The sequence below is a fragment of the Oscillospiraceae bacterium genome (genome assembly GCA_015067255.1).
In the GTDB taxonomy this organism is placed as follows: Bacteria; Bacillota; Clostridia; order Oscillospirales; family SIG519; genus SIG519.
Map to the genome: position 1 here is coordinate 52,247 of SVMS01000004.1, position 18,598 is coordinate 70,844.

At 36.5% G+C, this 18,598-nt stretch carries 17 protein-coding genes and 1 tRNA gene; 6 read left to right on the forward strand and 12 right to left on the reverse strand.

Annotation, left to right across the window (positions count from 1 at the left end; genetic code table 11):
• Position 1: 1 nt before the first annotated feature.
• From E7480_01995 to E7480_02030, 8 genes are read right to left on the reverse strand one after another with little or no spacing between them, the layout of a single operon-like run.
• Positions 2–1,372, reverse strand: a complete 1,371-nt coding sequence (locus tag E7480_01995) for a V-type ATP synthase subunit B (GenBank protein MBE6903362.1) — start codon at positions 1,370–1,372, stop codon at positions 2–4.
• A gap of 30 nt (positions 1,373–1,402) precedes the next feature.
• Complete coding sequence (locus E7480_02000; protein MBE6903363.1) at positions 1,403–3,157, reverse strand: V-type ATP synthase subunit A; 1,755 nt, start codon at positions 3,155–3,157, stop codon at positions 1,403–1,405.
• Positions 3,158–3,193: 36 nt separating this feature from the next.
• Positions 3,194–3,754, reverse strand: coding sequence for a hypothetical protein (locus E7480_02005; protein MBE6903364.1), 561 nt, complete (start codon positions 3,752–3,754; stop codon positions 3,194–3,196).
• A gap of 56 nt (positions 3,755–3,810) precedes the next feature.
• A complete protein-coding gene (locus E7480_02010; protein MBE6903365.1) occupies positions 3,811–4,122 on the reverse strand; it encodes an ATP synthase subunit F in 312 nt (103 codons plus the stop codon).
• Positions 4,123–4,161: 39 nt separating this feature from the next.
• Entirely contained in the window at positions 4,162–4,590 is a 429-nt protein-coding gene (locus tag E7480_02015; GenBank protein ID MBE6903366.1) for an ATPase, read from the reverse strand.
• A 21-nt stretch (positions 4,591–4,611) separates the two neighbouring features.
• Positions 4,612–6,537, reverse strand: a complete 1,926-nt coding sequence (locus E7480_02020; GenBank protein ID MBE6903367.1) for a hypothetical protein — start codon at positions 6,535–6,537, stop codon at positions 4,612–4,614.
• 11 nt (positions 6,538–6,548) lie between these two features.
• The gene (locus tag E7480_02025; protein ID MBE6903368.1) at positions 6,549–7,607 is read right to left on the reverse strand and encodes a hypothetical protein; all 1,059 of its coding nucleotides are present in this window, start codon (positions 7,605–7,607) and stop codon (positions 6,549–6,551) included.
• A 35-nt stretch (positions 7,608–7,642) separates the two neighbouring features.
• A complete protein-coding gene (locus tag E7480_02030) occupies positions 7,643–7,951 on the reverse strand; it encodes a hypothetical protein (GenBank protein MBE6903369.1) in 309 nt (102 codons plus the stop codon).
• Between the two features lie 313 nt (positions 7,952–8,264).
• Here E7480_02030 and rpsO point away from each other — a divergent pair, with 313 nt between their 5' ends.
• Both rpsO and E7480_02040 read left to right on the forward strand, forming a co-directional pair.
• Entirely contained in the window at positions 8,265–8,528 is a 264-nt protein-coding gene (rpsO, locus tag E7480_02035) for a 30S ribosomal protein S15 (protein MBE6903370.1), read from the forward strand.
• Between the two features lie 150 nt (positions 8,529–8,678).
• Entirely contained in the window at positions 8,679–10,763 is a 2,085-nt protein-coding gene (locus E7480_02040) for a polyribonucleotide nucleotidyltransferase (GenBank protein ID MBE6903371.1), read from the forward strand.
• A gap of 293 nt (positions 10,764–11,056) precedes the next feature.
• Here E7480_02040 and spoIVA read toward each other — a convergent pair whose 3' ends face one another.
• The gene (gene spoIVA / locus E7480_02045; GenBank protein ID MBE6903372.1) at positions 11,057–12,535 is read right to left on the reverse strand and encodes a stage IV sporulation protein A; all 1,479 of its coding nucleotides are present in this window, start codon (positions 12,533–12,535) and stop codon (positions 11,057–11,059) included.
• A gap of 154 nt (positions 12,536–12,689) precedes the next feature.
• Here spoIVA and E7480_02050 point away from each other — a divergent pair, with 154 nt between their 5' ends.
• On the forward strand, positions 12,690–12,860 hold the full coding sequence (locus E7480_02050) for a DUF1540 domain-containing protein (GenBank protein ID MBE6903373.1): 171 nt from the start codon (positions 12,690–12,692) through the stop codon (positions 12,858–12,860).
• A 101-nt stretch (positions 12,861–12,961) separates the two neighbouring features.
• Here E7480_02050 and E7480_02055 read toward each other — a convergent pair whose 3' ends face one another.
• On the reverse strand, positions 12,962–13,432 hold the full coding sequence (locus E7480_02055; GenBank protein ID MBE6903374.1) for a DUF4830 domain-containing protein: 471 nt from the start codon (positions 13,430–13,432) through the stop codon (positions 12,962–12,964).
• A gap of 125 nt (positions 13,433–13,557) precedes the next feature.
• Here E7480_02055 and murC point away from each other — a divergent pair, with 125 nt between their 5' ends.
• The 3 genes from murC (at position 13,558) to E7480_02070 (ending at position 16,647) form a co-directional block, all read left to right on the forward strand.
• Positions 13,558–14,910 carry a UDP-N-acetylmuramate--L-alanine ligase gene (gene murC, locus E7480_02060; GenBank protein ID MBE6903375.1) on the forward strand — a complete coding sequence of 451 codons (1,353 nt, stop codon included), beginning with the start codon at positions 13,558–13,560 and terminating at the stop codon, positions 14,908–14,910.
• Positions 14,911–14,921: 11 nt separating this feature from the next.
• The gene (locus E7480_02065) at positions 14,922–16,460 is read left to right on the forward strand and encodes a DUF4445 domain-containing protein (GenBank protein ID MBE6903376.1); all 1,539 of its coding nucleotides are present in this window, start codon (positions 14,922–14,924) and stop codon (positions 16,458–16,460) included.
• 113 nt (positions 16,461–16,573) lie between these two features.
• A tRNA-Gln gene (locus tag E7480_02070) sits at positions 16,574–16,647 on the forward strand.
• 146 nt (positions 16,648–16,793) lie between these two features.
• On the opposite strand, the gene E7480_02075 is transcribed toward E7480_02070, so the two are convergent.
• Together E7480_02075 and E7480_02080 are read right to left on the reverse strand one after the other, a co-directional pair.
• Complete coding sequence (locus tag E7480_02075; protein ID MBE6903377.1) at positions 16,794–17,783, reverse strand: hypothetical protein; 990 nt, start codon at positions 17,781–17,783, stop codon at positions 16,794–16,796.
• A gap of 2 nt (positions 17,784–17,785) precedes the next feature.
• Complete coding sequence (locus tag E7480_02080) at positions 17,786–18,241, reverse strand: phage holin family protein (protein MBE6903378.1); 456 nt, start codon at positions 18,239–18,241, stop codon at positions 17,786–17,788.
• Positions 18,242–18,598: the final 357 nt, after the last annotated feature.

Sequence of the window (18,598 nt, forward strand, 5' to 3'; positions counted from 1 at the left end):
ATTAGTTTTTATAATATTTAGAAAGCAGTTTCGAGTCTATTCTGTCTAATTCTTCCTTTGGAAGCATTGAAAGCATTTGCCAGCCTAATTCTAAGGTTCTCTCGATAGACCTTTCCTCATAAAAGCCTTGCTTTAGAAATTCGTTTTCAAAACGTTTTCCGAATTCTATATACATTTTATCCGTTTCCGAAAGCTCCTCTTCACCTATAACCGAAGCCAGTGCTCTTGCTTCCTGAACCTTTGCATAGGCTGAAAAGAGCTGAGCTGAAACTGAGGGATGGTCCTCTCTTGTAAAGCCTTCACCTATTCCGTCCTTCATAAGTCTTGAAAGAGAGGAAAGAACAGAAACACTTGGATATATTCCGTTTTGGTCAAAGCCTCTGTCGAGCACTATCTGACCTTCTGTTATATATCCTGTAAGGTCGGGTATGGGGTGAGTTATATCGTCATTTGGCATTGTAAGTATCGGGATTTGCGTTACAGAGCCTTCCTTACCCTCTATCATTCCCGCTCTCTCGTATATTCCTGCCAAATCGGAATAGAGATATCCGGGGAAGCCTTTTCTTCCCGATATTTCTCCCTTTGAAGAGGAAAGCTCTCTCAAAGCCTCCGCATAAGATGACATATCGGTTAAAATTACAAGAATGTGCATATTGCACTCATAAGCCAAATATTCAGCGGCTGTCAAGGCGCATCTCGGAGTCAGTATTCTCTCTATTATAGGGTCATTTGCCATATTCATAAACATAACAACCCTTTGCAAAACACCCGTTTCTTCAAAGCTTTTTATAAAGAAATCCGCAATATCGTTTTTAACTCCCATAGCTCCGAAAACAACTGCAAAATCAGAGCTGTTTCCTGCAATCTGAGCCTGACGTACTATTTGTGCTGCAAGTTTATTATGGGACATACCGCTTCCCGAAAAAATAGGAAGCTTTTGTCCTCTTATAAGAGTAATCAAGCCGTCAATTGATGATATTCCTGTTTGAATAAAGTTTTTGGGATATTCTCTTGAAACAGGATTTATAGGACTTCCGTTTACGTCCTGCTTTTTAACAGGAAAAATATCTCCCAAGCCGTCAATAGGACGGCCTGCTCCGTCGAAAACACGCCCTAAAAGCTCTTTGGATAAGGGCATTTCAAGAGAGTGTCCTTTAAAGGTTGTTTTATTATTGGAAAGGGACATTCCCGATGTACCTTCAAAAACCTGTACTACAGCTTTATCCTCTGACACTTCTATAACTCTGCCCATTCTTTTTTCGCCGTTTGCAAGAGTTATCTGAGCAATTTCTTCAAAGGCTACATCTTTAACATTATCTATAACTACAAGGGGTCCGTTGATACCGGATAAACCCATATATTCTATACTCATAAAGCTTTTCCTTTCACACGATTTAACCTGTTAATTGATTCCGTTAGCTTCCTTAATTTTACTTATTGTTAAATCAATGTCGTTTTCATATTCATCAAAACGCTCAAGCTCATCATTTCCTATTTCAAATTTCAGCTTTATCAGCTTATTAAATAAATCCCTTTGCTTGATTTGAGAAATGGGAACAGATAAGCTTATAACCTCTTTTGCTTTTTCGTAAAGATGAAGTATAACCTTCATCATTTTATATTGCTTTTTAAGAGGCACATACGTATCAGTAGCATGATAAGCATTTTGCTGTAAAAAGCCCAAACGGATAACTCTTGAAATTTCTATTGTAAGCTTCTGGTCATCAGGTAAAACGTCAGAACCTATAAGCTTAACTATTTCCATCAATCTGCTTTCTTCAATAAGCAGAGCTGATATTTTTCCGCAACAATTCAAAAAGTCAGGGCTTACGTTTTTGCTGTAATACTCAGAAAGCTCCTGTGCATATTCGCTGTAGCTTCCGTTCCAATTTATAGCGGGATAATGTCTTGAATAAGCAAGCTGTTTATCAAGAGCCCAGAAGCAGCGTATAAATCTTTTTGTATTTTGAGTAACAGGCTCGGAAAAATCTCCGCCTTGAGGAGAAACAGCACCTATAATTGTAACAGATCCCTCTTGTCCCGAAAGAGTTTTTACATAACCTGCTCTTTCATAAAACTGAGAAAGACGTGAAGGTAAATAGGCAGGAAATCCTTCTTCTGCAGGCATTTCCTCCAAACGTCCCGAAATTTCACGAAGTGCCTCTGCCCAACGGGATGTAGAGTCTGCCATTATAGCAACGTGATATCCCATATCACGATAATATTCAGCTATGGTAATTCCTGTATATATAGATGCTTCTCTTGCCGCAACGGGCATATTTGATGTATTTGCTATAAGAACTGTTCTGTCAGTCAACGGCTTTTGGGATTTTGGGTCTACAAGCTCTGAAAATTCTTTTAAAACCTGTGTCATCTCATTTCCACGTTCACCGCAACCGATATAAACTATAAGGTCTGCATCAGACCATTTTGCTATCTGATGCTGTGTCATTGTTTTTCCTGTACCAAATCCTCCCGGGATAGCGGCAGTACCTCCCTTGGCAATAGGAAAAAGTGAGTCTATAACTCTTTGTCCCGTTATAAGCGGACGGTCAACAGACATTCTTTTTTCAATAGGTCTGCCAACACGTATGGGACACACCTGACATAGTGAGAGTTCCCTCTCACCTATTTTTAAAACAATATCATCTACTTTATATTTTCCACTGGGCGCCGCATAAGTAACCTGTCCGCTAACACCTGAGGGAACAAGACATTTATGAACTATCGCAGAGCTTTCAACTGTTGTTGCATATACCTCTCCGCTTTTAAGAAAATCTCCTTCTTTAGCAGTTACAGTTACGTCCCATAGTTTTTGCTCGTCGATAGCGGGAACATTTATTCCTCTTGCAATAAACTCTCCCGAAACCTCTTCTATTTTTTTAAGAGGTCTTTGAATTCCGTCATAAATATTCGAAACTATACCCGGTCCTAATTTAACCGACATAGGAGCTCCCGTGCTGTATACAGGCTCTCCCGGATAAACACCGGTTGTATTTTCATACACCTGAACAACTGCAGTATCGCCTTTTACGTTTATAACCTCGCCTATAAGACGCTCGTTACCAACATAAACCATTTCCGACACTGCAAGCTCTTTTGCATTATTAACCGTAACAACCGGACCGTTTATATTATAAATTGTCAATTTGCTCATAGCTGTTCAAGCTCCGCCTTTCTCGTACGGTACTGACTACACAATACTTATACCTGACATAAGATTAAAGTATTCATATTGCTCTTCAAGTCTTACATCAAGAGTCTGATTAACTCTTACCGCTTGACTTTTTTCTACAATAACTCCGCCTATTTTTATGCTGTCATCAGCATATACTTTTTCAAAACCCATTTTTTTGATTTTTTCCACATCGCATTCACGACAGTAAACAACGGGATTTTCACTCTTGTAATCAGAGAATATTTTCTTTAAAAAAACATCGTATTCCGAGCTGTTTACAAATTCTCCAAGCTTTATTTCAAGCTTTTCGAAAACTTGTTTCGTTATTTCTTCACGTCTTTGTAAGAGCTCTCGCCTTGTCTGTGCCGTTTTATTTGAAATTTCACGGCTGGCATTATGCTTTATATCGTTAATATTAGACTGTATCTTATCATAAACGCCTTTAAGAATTTCGTCCTCTGCTTTTCCAACCTTTTTTTCACGGAGTTTGTCAAGCTCTGTTATATTAAGCTTATACATTTCCTGCGCTTCTTTAATTACGTTTTCAAGAAAGCTATCTAAAATTTTATCATTCATTATGACTACCGATAATCAGCCTTAAAAACAGCTGTTTTGTCCCTTCTCTTTATTCTCTACCCTATGTTAATTCCGATTGCTTCTCTTACATATTCCGATATTGCACTTTCGGAACGGCCGCCGCCGTGACGGTCGGGAATTTCAACTATAAGGGGTATATGTCTATGAAGCTTTATGTCATAAACTGTTTTCTGGCAAAGTGATACTAATTTTTGAGTTATTAAAATAACACCTATGCTGCTATCCTCAAGAGCGTTTGCTATTGCCTCTTCTACCTCTTGGCTTTCATGCACAACTACACCGTCTATACCTGCAAGTCTTAAGCCTACTTGCGTATCTACGTTATCACTTATAAGGAAAAATCTCATAAAGCTTCACCTCCGTTTTTAAAATTACGAATTATAAAATTAAAGTTTATCAATAATCATAAATACAACTAAAAGCGCATAAAGAGGAATACTCTCTCCCAAAGCAACGAACATAAGAGATTTTGCAAAGTTCTTGGGATTTTCACCTGTTGCGCCGATAGCGGCAGAAGCTGCAGAAGAAACAGCTATACCTGCGCCTAATGTTGCGCCTGCCATAACTATTCCGCAAGCAAGAAAGCCCATTCCTGCGCTGGGGTCAAGAGCCTTTACCACAGCTTCACCCTCTGCTGCAAATACAGAGCCGTCAAATACTACAACAGTAAGTATTATACAAAGTGAGAAAAATGAAGCAAGATTACAAAGTAAAGATAATTTTGCCTTTTTACCGTTAAGGGTTTTTGATACAAGGGGAACAACGGGTGCAAAAAGAAGAGCTACAAGTACTGCTATTACTAAATAAATTAACATGATTTTTTTCCTCCGATTTTTTTAATATTGTATTTTCACAGGTGTAAATTCGTCTCCGTTACCTTCATAGAAGCGAGAGAACATTTCATAAAATTCAAGTCTTAAAGTCTGTATTCCGACTATTAAGCCCTCAATACACATAACAAAAGCATTTCCTAAAATAATTACCAGAATATTTCCGGGTCCTTCCCCTGCTCCTGCAAGAGAAAGAACAATCATCATCATACCTGCGTGGGACAGAGCAAAGGCTCCTATTCTTATAAACGATATTGTATTTGTTACGAAGCTGAGCACTATCTCAAAGAGCTCGAAAAATGCTTCAATAAGAAAATCTCCCCAGCTTTCAGGCTTAAATGCTGTTTTGTGCTTTATCATATGGTCAAAGGGTTCACACAATACAAATAAAAGCACCGGTAAAACTATAAGACCTAAAATATACGCTAAGCTAAACACATTTATTCCCATAAAAAGTGTCAGCGCAACTCCTGCAAGGAGTGAAGTATAAAACACTATTCCGGCAATTCCGTTTGAAGAGAAGAATGCTTTGGCGTACTCTTTTTTCAATATACAGTTTATAACATTTACTGTCATTCCTGCGACAATTATAACTACGCCTATCCCAACTGCGCCGAAAAGCATTGTATTTATATTTTTCATAGGTATAAGAACACCGTGAATAATATCCTCATATCCGAAAAAGCTTCCGTAAACAAAACCAAAGCAAATTGACGAAAGGCCTATCAACGATAACATCTGTCCGAAATTTTTCTTAAGCTTAAGCCAAGCAAACAAGCCTGCTAAAAACAGCACAAAGCCTTGTCCTATATCTCCGAACATCAATCCGAATACGATTGTATAAGTTAAAGCAAATATAAAAGACGGGTCTATTTCATTATAGCTTGGCATTCCGTAAAGCTTTACAAAGCTTTCAAAGGAATTGACAAATTTTATATTTTTAAGCTTTGTTGGCGGAGTTAAATCCTTATGGGTCTCAGCTTTATCCACAGCGCATTTTACAGAAGGATATTCCTTGAGGATATCTGTAAGCTCTTCGGTATTTTTCTGAGGCACCCAGCCTGTCAGTAAAAATGTATCATTAGACCTGAGCGCATATTTTCTCAAAGCAAATACGTCATGCATACATCGGATTTTACTGTAATATTTAAGTAATCCCGTTTTTGCTTCTTCCATAAAAGCTTCAAACTCAAGTTTCATATCCTCAAGCTCTTTTTTGGTTTCCTTAAGCTCATTTTCAAAATTCTCGTGAGCTTCCTCAGGAGTTCCTCTGACACGGCCCGAAAGCTCTATACGTTCAAAGTTGAGCGTACTCATAAGAGAGTCTGCCCGCCTTACGCTTTGCGGAGTTGCAAAATAAAAGCCCCAAATACTTTCCTTTTCCTCTGACGTGGTTACAAAATACATTTCGCCCTCTGTCAGATGTGCTAAAAGCTTTGTATAGTTTTCTTTTGGCATTCTTCCAAAGCGGTATTTTATAAACTTAAAACTAAGAAGTTGATGTATATCTACCGAAAAGTTTTTAAGATGCGTAAGCTGTAATAAAATCTGTTCGTCATCCAACAGCCTTTTTTCTAAGTTATGAATTGAAGAAAGGAAAATGTCGTAATTATCATTTATTCCTTTTATTCTGTCCTGTATTTCTTCAGGAGTTTTTTCAACTCCTTCAAAATCCGAATATTTAAGCTCTATACCGGTTCTTGATGCAAAATCGGTAATTTCCCTCAGCGTTTCAGAATACGGATTTTGTTCGGAAAAAGGCGAAAATTTCAATTCAAACTGAGAATATGCACCGCTGTCTTCAACAGATATATATTCATCCTGTTTGACTACGTCTGCAGCATTTTCTGCGTGAAATATTTCTTTTTCTATACAGCGTTTGGCAACACTGTCAAAAACAGAAACATCACCGGTTATGCTGACAAGACTCATTTTTTCAACCACTAAATCACCTGCTTTGTGTTTTCTTCTTTTCCAATAAGGCTTCGATTTATCTCTTCATTAGAAAGAGAATATCTTTTACCCTCTGTAATTGTTATTAAATCCTTTATTTCAATTTCCTTTAAGGTTAAATAAGATATAGGAATAAGAACCGACGGAGCGCCATAGGTTATGTTCTTTTTTGAAATCTCATACATAAGCCTATACAAATATTCATCTGCAAAAGCAATCTTTTGACTTTTAAAATATTTTCCGTAGTAGGTTTTGGATATTATCTCAAAAACACTGTCGGTATCCTTTGCCGTTATCATTTCGTTCAATACGGTTTTTGAAATTTTATAATTATATGGAATTATGTGAATACGTATTTCTTCACTATCACTTTTATAGTACTTTTTAAGCCTTAAAATATATATTATATTGAGCATATCCACTCTCATTCCGATAAAAGCTTTTATACTTTTATGAATGTCTCCGGACTGTTCTTTGGCAATTTTAAAAGCACAGGCATAAAAATTTGAATAAAGCATTGACTCACATTTAGAAAAAGCATCATTACTGTTAAAATCGCATTTTTTAAGAATTTTATAATAAGCGGTATTTTTTATATTATTTAAAAATTCTTCAAAGCTTTTACTCTTGGAAAGTGCATTGAAATCAATGTTGCTGTTTTCAATAATATATTTTGGAGCTGTTAAAATAAAATCCTTTGCTCTTTCACTTTTCAGATATCTCAGAAAGCTTAACAGCTCGTCAATTTCATATTTAGTGAAAAGAAGCTGTAAAAGCCTTTTGTCACCCTTTTGAGAAAATCTTATAAGCTTCAAATAATCATTGTAAAGCTCTTTTTTTAAAATCAATTCAATATGATTTCTGTGTATATATCTGGGGTCAAGCTGAGAAAACGCTTTTTCATAACCTGAAGAGTCTGCCAGAAAAGCAACTATTTCAGATACATATTTCTTTTTTAAAAGCTTCGAATAATCTTCCGATTTAATACGGTTGCCGTACATTACTTTCACCTTTGCAGATACTGCACTGTGAAACGAATTTATAAGCATTTAAACAGCTCACCTCCTTTTAATTCAAGGTCTATTTATTTTACTATTCTTTCAAAAATGGTCTCTGTCCATTTTTCAAAATTTTCTTCAAAAAGCTTATTCATTTGGTCAAGCTTTTCCTGCTTTTGCTCCTCTATCTCTTCAAGAGCTTTTTGCAAAATCTCGTTTTCGTCTTTTAAAACTATTTCAATTCGATTTTCAGTACGTGCGTCATATTTTTCTTTTAGCTCTTTAACCTCTTCTTCAACACTGTTGTTAAGCTGATTTTTTTCGTTCTGAATTTCCTCTATCAACGCACAAGCTTTTCTTTCGGTTTCAATTATTTTAGCAACTGCCTGTTCCAATTATCTCACTCCAATTTTGTCGACATTTACTTAATTTATATCATATCCTTTTTATTTTTATTTTTCAACAAAAACTTTACATATTATTAATAACCAGTTTAAAGTCTTTTTGTTTATTTTTCACATTTTAAAAAAATATTGTATTTTATTAAAAAAATAAGTAAAAAATATATTTACAAAAGCTTTTTTTTGTGGTATAGTAGTTGCGATGACCTTTTGCTCGGATTAGGGACAAAACGTGGTTTTATGCTTTTAAAGCCCTTCACCTTACCCTTTTCTTAGCTTTGGGCGAATAATTTCGGAGGTGAAAGAAATGTTAAAGGACGTTAAGCAGTCAGTTATTGCTGCAAACCGTACTCATGAGACCGATACAGGTTCTCCCGAGGTGCAGATTGCTATTCTTACTAACAGAATAAACTCTCTTACTGAGCACCTTAAAGAGCACAAAAACGACCACCATTCACGCAGAGGTTTGCTTAAAATGGTTGGTAAAAGACGTAATCTTTTGAACTACCTTATGAAGAAGGATATCGAAAGATACCGTGCTATCATTGCTAAGCTTGAGCTTAGAAAGTAAAAAAGATATAGGAGGGTACGAAACTTGTACCCTCCTTTGTCGCAATTGGCGGCAGTATTTAGAACTTGCGGGAATGCACCGATTACGTCGGTTTATTGCCTCAAGTGCTAAAATGTTGTCGCCGCAAAAAATTTTAAAGGAGATAAAAAAATGTACGAAAATCACAGAATTTTCAAAACCGAATTTACCGGTAGAACTCTTACCATTGAAACCGGAAAATTTGCAGAGCTTGCTAACGCTTCTGCCCTTGTAAGATTTGGCGATACAGTTGTTCTTGCAACAGCTACCATGGCTCCCAAGCCTCGTGACGGAATTGATTATTTTCCCTTGTCCGTTGATTATGAGGAGCGTCTTTATTCAGTAGGTAAAATTCCCGGAAGCTTTTTAAAGCGTGAAGGCAGACCTTCCGATAAGGCTATCCTTGCTTCCCGTGTTATTGACAGACCCTTGAGACCTCTCTTCCCTAAGGATATGAGAAATGACGTTGCAGTTAATCTTCTTGTTTTATCTGTTGACAATGACAATTCTCCCGAAATTGCCGGAATGATAGGTGCTTCTATTGCTCTTACAATTTCCGATATTCCCTGGGCAGGTCCTATCGGCGGTATGTCCGTTGGTTATGTGGACAACGAAATCATTTTAAACCCCAATACAGTACAAAGAGAAAAGAGCCTTCTTTCCCTTACTGTTGCCGCTTCTGAGAAAAAGGTTGTTATGATTGAAGCAGGCGCTAAGGAAATAAGCGACGAAGTTATGTTCGACGCTATTATGAAAGCTCACGAAGAAATTAAAAAGCTTATTGTATTTATCAATGAAATCAAAGCTGAGGTTGGTAAAGAAAAGATTGCTTTTGAATCTCAGGAAGTTGATCCCGAAATGTTCGAAGCAGTTAAGGAATACTGCATCGAGGCTGTAAGAGAAGCTATGTATACTGATGATAAAACTGTCAGAGATGCTCGTTTGCTTCCTATTTACGAAGATGTTTTGGCTCACTTTGCAGAAATTTATCCTGACAGCGAGGCTGCTCTTAACGAGTGTATGTATAAGCTTCAGAAATTTGTTGTTCGCCGCTGGATACTTGACGAAGGCAAGCGTGTAGACGGCAGAGGACTTCTTGATTTAAGACCTCTTCATGCTGAGGTTGGCGTTCTTCCCAGAACTCACGGTTCAGGTCTTTTCGCAAGAGGACAAACTCAGGTACTAACTATTGCTACCTTAGGAACAATTGCAGAAGCTCAGATGCTTGACGGAATTGACCTTGAGGAAACAAAAAGATATATGCATCACTACAATATGCCCTCTTACTCTGTTGGCGATACCCGTCCTTCAAGAGGCCCCGGCAGACGTGAAATTGGTCACGGCGCTCTTGCCGAAAGAGCTCTTGAGCCTGTTATCCCCTCTGAAGAAGAGTTTCCCTATGCAATCCGCCTTGTTTCTGAGGTTTTAACCTCTAATGGTTCTACCTCTCAGGGTTCTATCTGTGGTTCTACTCTTGCTCTTATGGATGCAGGGGTTCCCATTAAGAAGCCTGTTGCAGGTATCTCCTGCGGTCTTGTTACTGAGGGCGACCGTTGGCTTACAATGGTTGATATTCAAGGTATTGAAGACTTCTTCGGCGATATGGACTTTAAGGTTGCAGGTACACATGACGGTATCACTGCTATCCAGATGGACCTTAAGATTGACGGTTTAACTCCCGAAATAATCAAAAAAGCATTTGAACAGACTCACGTTGCAAGAAATTATATTCTTGACGAGGTTATGCTTAAGGCTATTCCCGAGCCCAGAAAAGAGCTTTCAAAATATGCTCCCAAAATGCTTTCAATGAATATTGACCCCGAGAAAATCCGTGACGTTATCGGTAAAGGCGGATGTGTAATTCAGAAAATTACTGCTGACACCGGCGTTAAAATCGACATTGAGGATGACGGCAAGGTATTTATTGCAGCTACCGATTTGGAAGCAGGCGAAAAAGCTATGTCCATCATCAATGCAATTGTTAATGACCCTGAAATAGGAACTATTTTCTGCGGTAAGGTTACAAGAATTCTTAAATTCGGTTGCTTTGTTGAATTTGCACCCGGCAAGGAAGGTCTTGTTCACATTTCTCAGCTTGACACAAAGCGTGTTGAAAAGGTTGAAGATGTTGTTTCTGTTGGCGATGAAATCTTCGTTAAGGTTGTTGAAATCGACGACCAGGGTAGAATCAATCTTTCAAGAAAACAGGCTCTGTAATTTATATAAATTTAAAGCTTCGGACACAAATTAGTGCCCGAAGCTTTTTAGGGGATAGGAAAATCAAGCAGAATCTGTCAATTTCGCGCCGACAAATTTTTGTCGGCGGTTACCCGACGGTGTACAGAGGTACTCCGAGGGCGAAATTGGCAGATAGCATAAAACGTATATTTCTTAAAAGAATTAGCAAAAAGATGTTTTTCTATTGTTTTTACTCTTTCTTTTATTAAATGATGGTATATAGTTGTTTTATTTACTTGTTTTATGCGCTCTGCGTTTTTTTACATCCCCTTTTATAATATTATGCAAATAAGTCCGCCACTACCTTCGTTAATAATTCTCTGTAAGGTTTCCTGAATTTTATCCCTTGCATCGTCGGGCATTTTATACAGCTTATTTTGTAAGCCTTCATTTACAAGCTCGTGTAAGGATTTACCGAAAATATTGCTTTCCCAAAGCTTCTGCGGATTTTCTTCATAATCCATAAGTAAGTATTTAACAAGCTCTTCCGACTGCTTTTCGCTCCCAACTATAGGACTTACTTCTGTTTCAATATTAGCCCGTATCATATGTATCGACGGTGCTGATGCCTTTAAGCGAACTCCGTATTTTCCGCCCTGTTTAACTATTTCGGGCTCTTCAAGAGTCATTTCGTCCATATCGGGAGTAACTATTCCGTATCCGATAGTTTCAGCATCGTTTAACGCATCTTGTATTTTAGAATATTCTTTTTTAATTGAGGAAAGCTCTCTCAGTGTTGTCATAAGCTGTGCATCATTATCAATTTCAAGACCTGTTGTTTCACTCAAAACTTGATAAAAGAGAGTTTCGGGGAAACTAAGCTCTATGCAGGCACAGCCTGTGCCCAAGTCAATTCCTGCAACATTGGAATTAGTTATATATTCATTGTCAATAAGCTTATCTGCCATAGCCTTAATATGACTTATTTTTGAAATTCCTTTTGACGCTTCAACAATGCTTTGAAGCACTGATTTCTTTAAAATATGAGTTGAGGGTAAAGAGTTAAACCAAGGTGATAAATTTATTCCTATCTCAGTTACGGGAAATTCAAAAAGCACCTTTTCCAAAATATTTTTTATGTCATCCTGTCCCAATTCAAGACAGTTTACGGGCATTACGGTAACACCGTAATTTTGTGAAAGCTCCTTTGCCATTTTTTTTGCATCTTCCGAATCAGGATTTACTGTATTCAAAAGCACTATAAAGGGTTTATTTATTTGCTTAAGCTCATTAACTACTCTTTTTTCAATCTCTTCATATTCTAATCTCGGTATTTCCCCTATTGTGCCGTCAGTAGTTATAAGTAAGCCTATTGTAGAATGCTCGTTAATTACCTTTTGCGTACCTATTTCTGCTGCCATATTAAACGGTATTTCTTCTTCAAACCAAGGAGTGCTTACCATTCTCGGCATTTCATTTTCTATATATCCCAAAGCACTTGGAACAATATAGCCCACACAGTCAATCATTCTAACCTTAAAGGTTGCATTTTTATCTACAGTTATTTCTACTGCTTCGTTTGGAATAAATTTAGGCTCTGTAGTCATTATCGTTCTTCCGGCTGCACTTTGAGGAAGCTCGTCTACTGCTCTTTCCTTTTTAAAATCATCTGAAATATTAGGAACTACAAGAGTTTCCATAAATCTTTTTATGAATGTAGACTTGCCTGTTCTTACAGGACCTACTACACCTATATAAATATCTCCCTGAGTTCGACGGGCTATGTTTTGATACAAATTCATCAACTTCAAATCCTTTCATTTTTTCGTGTGTAATCTATTTGTTATATTTATATTCATAAGAAAAAATTTTAGAACATGAATATATATTAAAAATTAAGTCAAAATAATATCAATCTTCAATTTGTTCAATTGAAGATAATATATAGCGAAATGGAGAATAATAATGGATAACTGTAAGGCTAATCATTCTATTAAATGTTCTGTTTCTAACTGTGTACACCACTGCAGCAAAGAAAACTATTGCTCTCTTGATGAAATCTCAGTTGGAACACACGAAGCCAACCCTACGGTAATTGAATGTACCGACTGCGAAAGCTTTGCTCTTAAACAATAACATTTAGCTATAGCCCTCCTTAAAATTCCTGTAAAGTTGTTTTGCTTTACAGGAATTTTTAAAAGTATTATTTGATTTTTCAGGCTATATATGATATAATTTTATACAGTAGGCATTTCCAGACCGTGTATAAAGCCTCCAAGGGCTGTTGAACACACATCTCCGCCTATTATTACGTTATCATAAACTATAAGATTTAAGTTTATTTCGCTATCCTGTTGAGTTGGATAGTTTGTTACTACATATGTATACCTTGTAACTTTTTTGCCTTTATATTTTGTTAAATCAAAGCCTTGAAGCTTTTGGAGAGAATTGTATTTTTCGTAAATATTATCAAATTCCTCAGGGACAATAATCTCTATTTCTTTAATATCTTCAGATACTTGCCAGCCTTTTGACTGAATATATTGGAGTCTTTGCTCATTTGTCTGTCCCATATAAGTAACAGCAACGGTTGAGGATTTTTCTACGGGAGTATTTATCCCTATAAATACAATTGCCACAGCGGCTATACATATGCAAAGCATACCTATTATTTTTGAGCGACTCATTTTTAAAGAAAGTACAAACATTCAAATCACCATTTCATTTTTATTCGTACAATATTATATTTTGATAAACTTAAAAATATGTATCACAAATCAAATTTTTTTCATAATATATAAATGGTATATCAGCCTCGGAAGGATTGATTTTATTGACAAAACAACAGCTTGATAACATTAAAAATATACATTTTGTCGGCATAGGCGGAGTAAGCATGAGCGCTCTTGCATTGCTGTTAAAAAGCAGAGGATACACTGTCAGTGGCTCTGATATGAACAACAGCGAAGCTGTACAAAATTTAGAAAAAAACGGAATACAGGTATTTATAGGACACAGCGCTCAAAATATAAATAATGCTCAAACAGTTGTTTATACAGCCGCTGTTAAAAAAGATAATCCTGAATTAGTTAAAACGTCTGAGTTAAACATTCCCTGTGTAGAAAGAGCTGAACTTTTAGGCTGTATTATGGACGACTATGAGTGTCCCGTTGGAATTTGCGGAACTCACGGAAAAACCTCCGTTACCTCTATGATTTCTTCAATATTACTTAAAGCCGATAAAAATCCCACTATAGCAGTCGGCGCTACCCTTGACCAGATAAACGGAAATCTCAACATAGGTGATGATAAATACTTTATTTTTGAATCCTGTGAATACTGCAATTCATTTTTAAATTTCCATCCTAAAATATCTGTTTTTACAAATATCGAAGAGGACCATTTGGATTTCTTTTCAGGCATTGATGAGATTATAGAGTCCTTTAGAAAATACAGCGAGAATACTCATCTTGACGGTACTATTGTTTATAATGCTGACAGCGATACTGTTATAAAAGCTATTTCAAATACACAAAGAAAAAAGATAGGTTTTGGTATAAACAACGGAGATATTAAAGCTGAAAATATAATATACATCAACGGCTGTGGCTGTTTTGACGTTATTCTCCCCGACAATTCTAAGCTTAATGTTCGTTTGCTTATTCCCGGAGAGCATAACATTTACAACGCTCTTGCTGCAATTGCCGCTGCCTATATTATGAACATTGATAATCAAAGCATAACAGAAGGTCTTGAGATTTTTAAAGGCGCAAGACGCCGTTTTGAAATCAAATACCGTGATGATGATATTACTATAATAGACGATTATGCCCACCATCCTTCAGAGATACAGGCTACTCTGTCTGCTGCTAAAAAAATGGGATATACAAATGTTATTTGTATCTTCCAACCCCATACGTATACAAGAACAAAAGCGCTTTTAGAGGATTTCGCCAAGGCTCTTCGTATTGCCGACAAGGTTATTCTGGCAAAGATTTATCCTGCAAGAGAAAAAGATATTTACAACATATCCTCAAAGGATTTATCTGCTAAAATAGAAGGCTCCGAATGCTTTGACAGCTTTGACGAAATTGCCGAATATATAAAAGAAAACAAAAAATCCGGCGGACTTATTATTACAATGGGTGCAGGAGATATTTACAAGATAGAATCACTTTTACATTAAAAGAGGTAAATATGAGAACAAATTTAAAAACAAGCTCTAAGGATATAGGAAAAACTCTTCTTGAAATAATAATTGAAAATGGCTATACTCTCTCTGCTCCCTGCGGAGGAAAAGGAGTATGCGGTAACTGCAAGGTTAAGGCAACAGGTAATCTTTCCTCTTTAAGCGAAAAAGAAAATGAACTGCTTACAAAGGATGAGCTTGAAAATAATATCCGTATATCTTGCCTGACAAAAGCCTTGGGAGAAGCTGAAATATTTCTTGAGGACAGTGCTTTTGATGTACTTACCGGCGGAGAGCTTGCTTTAGATACCCTATCTCCTGCCGCCGATTTATCTTTAAGTGAAAATCCTGTTGGAATTTCAATAGATATCGGAACAACCACTGTTGCTCTTTCCTTTTTCTCTTTAAAGGACGGTACTCTTCTTTTTGAAAAAGGAATTGTTAATCCTCAAAGAGCTTTCGGTGCCGACGTTATAAGCAGAATTGAATACGTTACTAATAATCCCGACGGTCTCTCCAAGCTTCAGACAATTCTTGTTGAGGCTTTAAATGACGTTATTGATGAATTTTGTCAGATTAAGGGCTTTGAGAGAAGCAATATAATTGATGTAACAATTGCCGCCAACAGCACAATGGAGCTTATTTTTGCCAAAATAAGTCCTGCAAGCTTAGGCCATGCTCCCTTTACTTTGGCAAGTAATTTAGGAGAAAATATTCCTGCTGTTGATATTGGACTTAATATTAACAAAAAAGCACAAATTTATTTTATGCCTCTTATCAGCGGTTTTATAGGCGGAGATACGGTTGCTGTTATGCTGTATCTTGATTTTGATAAGCGTAACGACTGCGCTTTTGTGGTTGACATCGGAACAAACGGCGAAATGGCTCTTACTAAAAATAACGAAATTTTTGCTTGTTCTACTGCTGCCGGTCCTGCTTTTGAAGGGGCAAAAATAAAATTCGGAACAGGCAGTATAACAGGCGCAATAACAGACGTAGCATTAAATAACGGAATTTCTTTAAAAACTATAGGCAACGCTAAGCCCAGCGGTATATGCGGCTCTGGACTTATTGCTCTGACCTCTGAGCTGTTAAAAAATGAAATTATAGAGGACACAGGACTTTTATCTGACGAGAGCGAATACTCAGGTGAAGAGGATAACGAAACTGTATTCTATCTCACTGAGGATAAAAAGCTTTACATAACACAGCGTGACGTTCGTGAAATTCAGTTGGCAAAAGCCGCTTTCTTTGCGGGTACCGATACTTTAATTGACTTATCAGACAATATTGATGCCGCTTACGTTGCAGGCGGATTTGGAATGGCTCTTGATTTAGAAAAAGCTGCAGATATTGGTCTTTTCCCGAGAAAAATTCTTAGTATTGCTCAAAAAACAGGAAATTCTGCGGGTAAAGGCGCAGCGCTCTGTTTACTTTCTGAAAATATGAGAAAACGTGCAGAGCAAATTGCTTCAAGCACCAAAATAGTTGAGCTTTCAGGAAGTGATGCTTTTGAAGACAGATTTATTGAAGCTATGATGTTTTAAGCTTAATGCCCAAGTTGTCTTGGGCATTAATTTTTTCAATATATATAAATATTCTTTAAAAAAGGTATTGACTTTTCCAAAAAAAAGCGTATAATATATATTGCTGTTGATTTTGCGGAATTGTGTAAAGGTAGCACGACAGACTCTGACTCTGTTTGTCTGGGTTCGAATCCTAGTTCCGCAACCAACTCAAAAAACCGCTTAAAGCCTTGATTTATAAGGGTTTAAGCGGTTTTTATTGTTTTATATTTTATTTTCTAAAAAGCAAAAACAGACATTAAAAAGCATAAAAAAACATAAAAAAAGTAGTCAAAAAGTAGTCAGAAATATTTTTTATTTTAAGTATTTAGCGCTTGCATAACCTACTATTCCGTTATATTTAACCTTATACCAATTCGAATTCGTTTTTTCTATCAATTCAACCAATGAATTTTTCGGCATTTTTAAAATATTTTTGGTAGGCTTCGTTCCATTCCAGCCGCCGCAGAGCCATAAAGGCAAAAGAAACGTATTTACTTTCAAATATGTTTTTGAAGCAGTTGACTGCAAAACGTTAACTTTTTCAAGGTCTTTATAATAAACTAAGCCGATTATTATATCATTGTCTAATGCACACAAAGCTGCGTAATCTTCATAAGGTTTAGCGATTTTAAATGTTTCATCAAATACCCAAGAGGAAGGAGTTTCCCCTGTTACATATTTTGTGCCTTTTTTTATTTTTACTGTATCACCGTTTTTAAAGGTATTTGTCGGTGTTGCCGGTGTTGAATTTTCTGTTTTTTTAGACAGCTTTAACTGCTCTACTATTGCTTCGGTAATCGCCTGTGCAAGCTTTTCCTTGTTATCACATATCCATTTTGCAGTTTCATAAACATCGTGAAATTCCATTTCTACCAAACAGTTTATACATTTAATTCTGTTTATGTAACCTATATTTGCTCCTGTAGGATATGAGCCGTCTTTTATTCCTCTGTCAATAGACGGTTTTAATGCTTTTATTTTGTTTTGAACAAGTGTAGCCCATTCTTTAGCCCCTGTTATATTGGGATTATAATAGGTTTCCGTGCCTGTTGAGTTATGCTCTTTGCTTCCGTTTGTATGTATGCAAATACACAAATCGGGATTAGCTTCGTTAACCTTTGCACAGCCTGTCTGATATGATGTCCACTCTTTTTTTGTTCTTAATACATTCACATCATATTTTTTCAATTTTTCTTCAATTATATCTGCAATCAGATTGCACTGTTCTCCCTCATTGGTATTGCCGTAAGCGTAAATGTTTCCAAATTGATTTGTTGGATATAAATATATTGTTTTTCCCATTTTTAATTCTCCTTTTCTTCTGTGTCTGCAGTCTTTTCTACCGTATCTTTTAGTCTCTTTATTACTTTTATGAGAAACGCCGGTAACGGTACTCCGATTTTACTCACATTCTCAAGAATTGATATAAGCTCGTTTATCACAAACCATACAGTAACTATTATTCCAAATATGTAAGGCATTGTTATATTGATATTTATTTTAGTAAGGACCATTTGAATAATTAAATCTACAACAATTGCTACCCCTATAGCTAACAGATAGCAAACTTTTTTTATTATTCCGATAACACCTATACGACTGTTTAAGCATCCGTCCTTCCAGGCAGATACAATACCCGATATGTAATCCATTACCATAACCGTAGCAAGTAGCACTACGGGAACAAGCAGAGCATTAAAATATGCTGCTATTCCGCCTGCGAAGGTTGAAGCTAATATTTTTAAAATTGTACTTTTCATTTTTTATCTCCTTTTATTTGAATTATAAATTTTAAATAATTTAATTTTTTGATTTATTCTTCGCCTAATTTAGCACAAATCACACTATACATTATGTCTGCCATTTGCTCATATCCTTGCTTTTGTGGGTGAACGGCTTCGGTGGGAATATACTCCATCTGTGTTGCTCTCGGATTTACAGGAGTTTCAATTCTACCGAAATTATATTCGCTGTCATGACATTGAGTTAGTGGTACAAAATATAAATTTGTATAATCTTTAAGCGTGCTATGCAACAACTCAGCGGCTTGAATAATCTTATAGTCTAAACCGTATTTAAAGCGTCCTTTTTGAGATGCAAAACCATCGCTTGATGTT

What these genes read in the sequence shown, in the direction of transcription:
- E7480_02010 (MBE6903365.1), bottom strand. Translation starts at nt 4,122, where the DNA reads ATGAGATTTTTCCTTATAAGTGATAACGTAGATACGCAAGTAGGCTTA.
- E7480_02075 (MBE6903377.1), bottom strand. Translation starts at nt 17,783, where the DNA reads ATGGGAAAAACAATATATTTATATCCAACAAATCAATTTGGAAACATT.
- E7480_02080 (MBE6903378.1), bottom strand. Translation starts at nt 18,241, where the DNA reads ATGAAAAGTACAATTTTAAAAATATTAGCTTCAACCTTCGCAGGCGGA.
- E7480_02000 (MBE6903363.1), bottom strand. Translation starts at nt 3,157, where the DNA reads ATGAGCAAATTGACAATTTATAATATAAACGGTCCGGTTGTTACGGTT.
- E7480_02055 (MBE6903374.1), bottom strand. Translation starts at nt 13,432, where the DNA reads ATGTTTGTACTTTCTTTAAAAATGAGTCGCTCAAAAATAATAGGTATG.
- E7480_02005 (MBE6903364.1), bottom strand. Translation starts at nt 3,754, where the DNA reads ATGAATGATAAAATTTTAGATAGCTTTCTTGAAAACGTAATTAAAGAA.
- rpsO (MBE6903370.1), top strand. Translation starts at nt 8,265, where the DNA reads ATGTTAAAGGACGTTAAGCAGTCAGTTATTGCTGCAAACCGTACTCAT.
- E7480_01995 (MBE6903362.1), bottom strand. Translation starts at nt 1,372, where the DNA reads ATGAGTATAGAATATATGGGTTTATCCGGTATCAACGGACCCCTTGTA.
- E7480_02015 (MBE6903366.1), bottom strand. Translation starts at nt 4,590, where the DNA reads ATGTTAATTTATTTAGTAATAGCAGTACTTGTAGCTCTTCTTTTTGCA.
- E7480_02020 (MBE6903367.1), bottom strand. Translation starts at nt 6,537, where the DNA reads ATGAGTCTTGTCAGCATAACCGGTGATGTTTCTGTTTTTGACAGTGTT.
- E7480_02025 (MBE6903368.1), bottom strand. Translation starts at nt 7,607, where the DNA reads ATGCTTATAAATTCGTTTCACAGTGCAGTATCTGCAAAGGTGAAAGTA.
- E7480_02040 (MBE6903371.1), top strand. Translation starts at nt 8,679, where the DNA reads ATGTACGAAAATCACAGAATTTTCAAAACCGAATTTACCGGTAGAACT.
- E7480_02065 (MBE6903376.1), top strand. Translation starts at nt 14,922, where the DNA reads ATGAGAACAAATTTAAAAACAAGCTCTAAGGATATAGGAAAAACTCTT.
- E7480_02050 (MBE6903373.1), top strand. Translation starts at nt 12,690, where the DNA reads ATGGATAACTGTAAGGCTAATCATTCTATTAAATGTTCTGTTTCTAAC.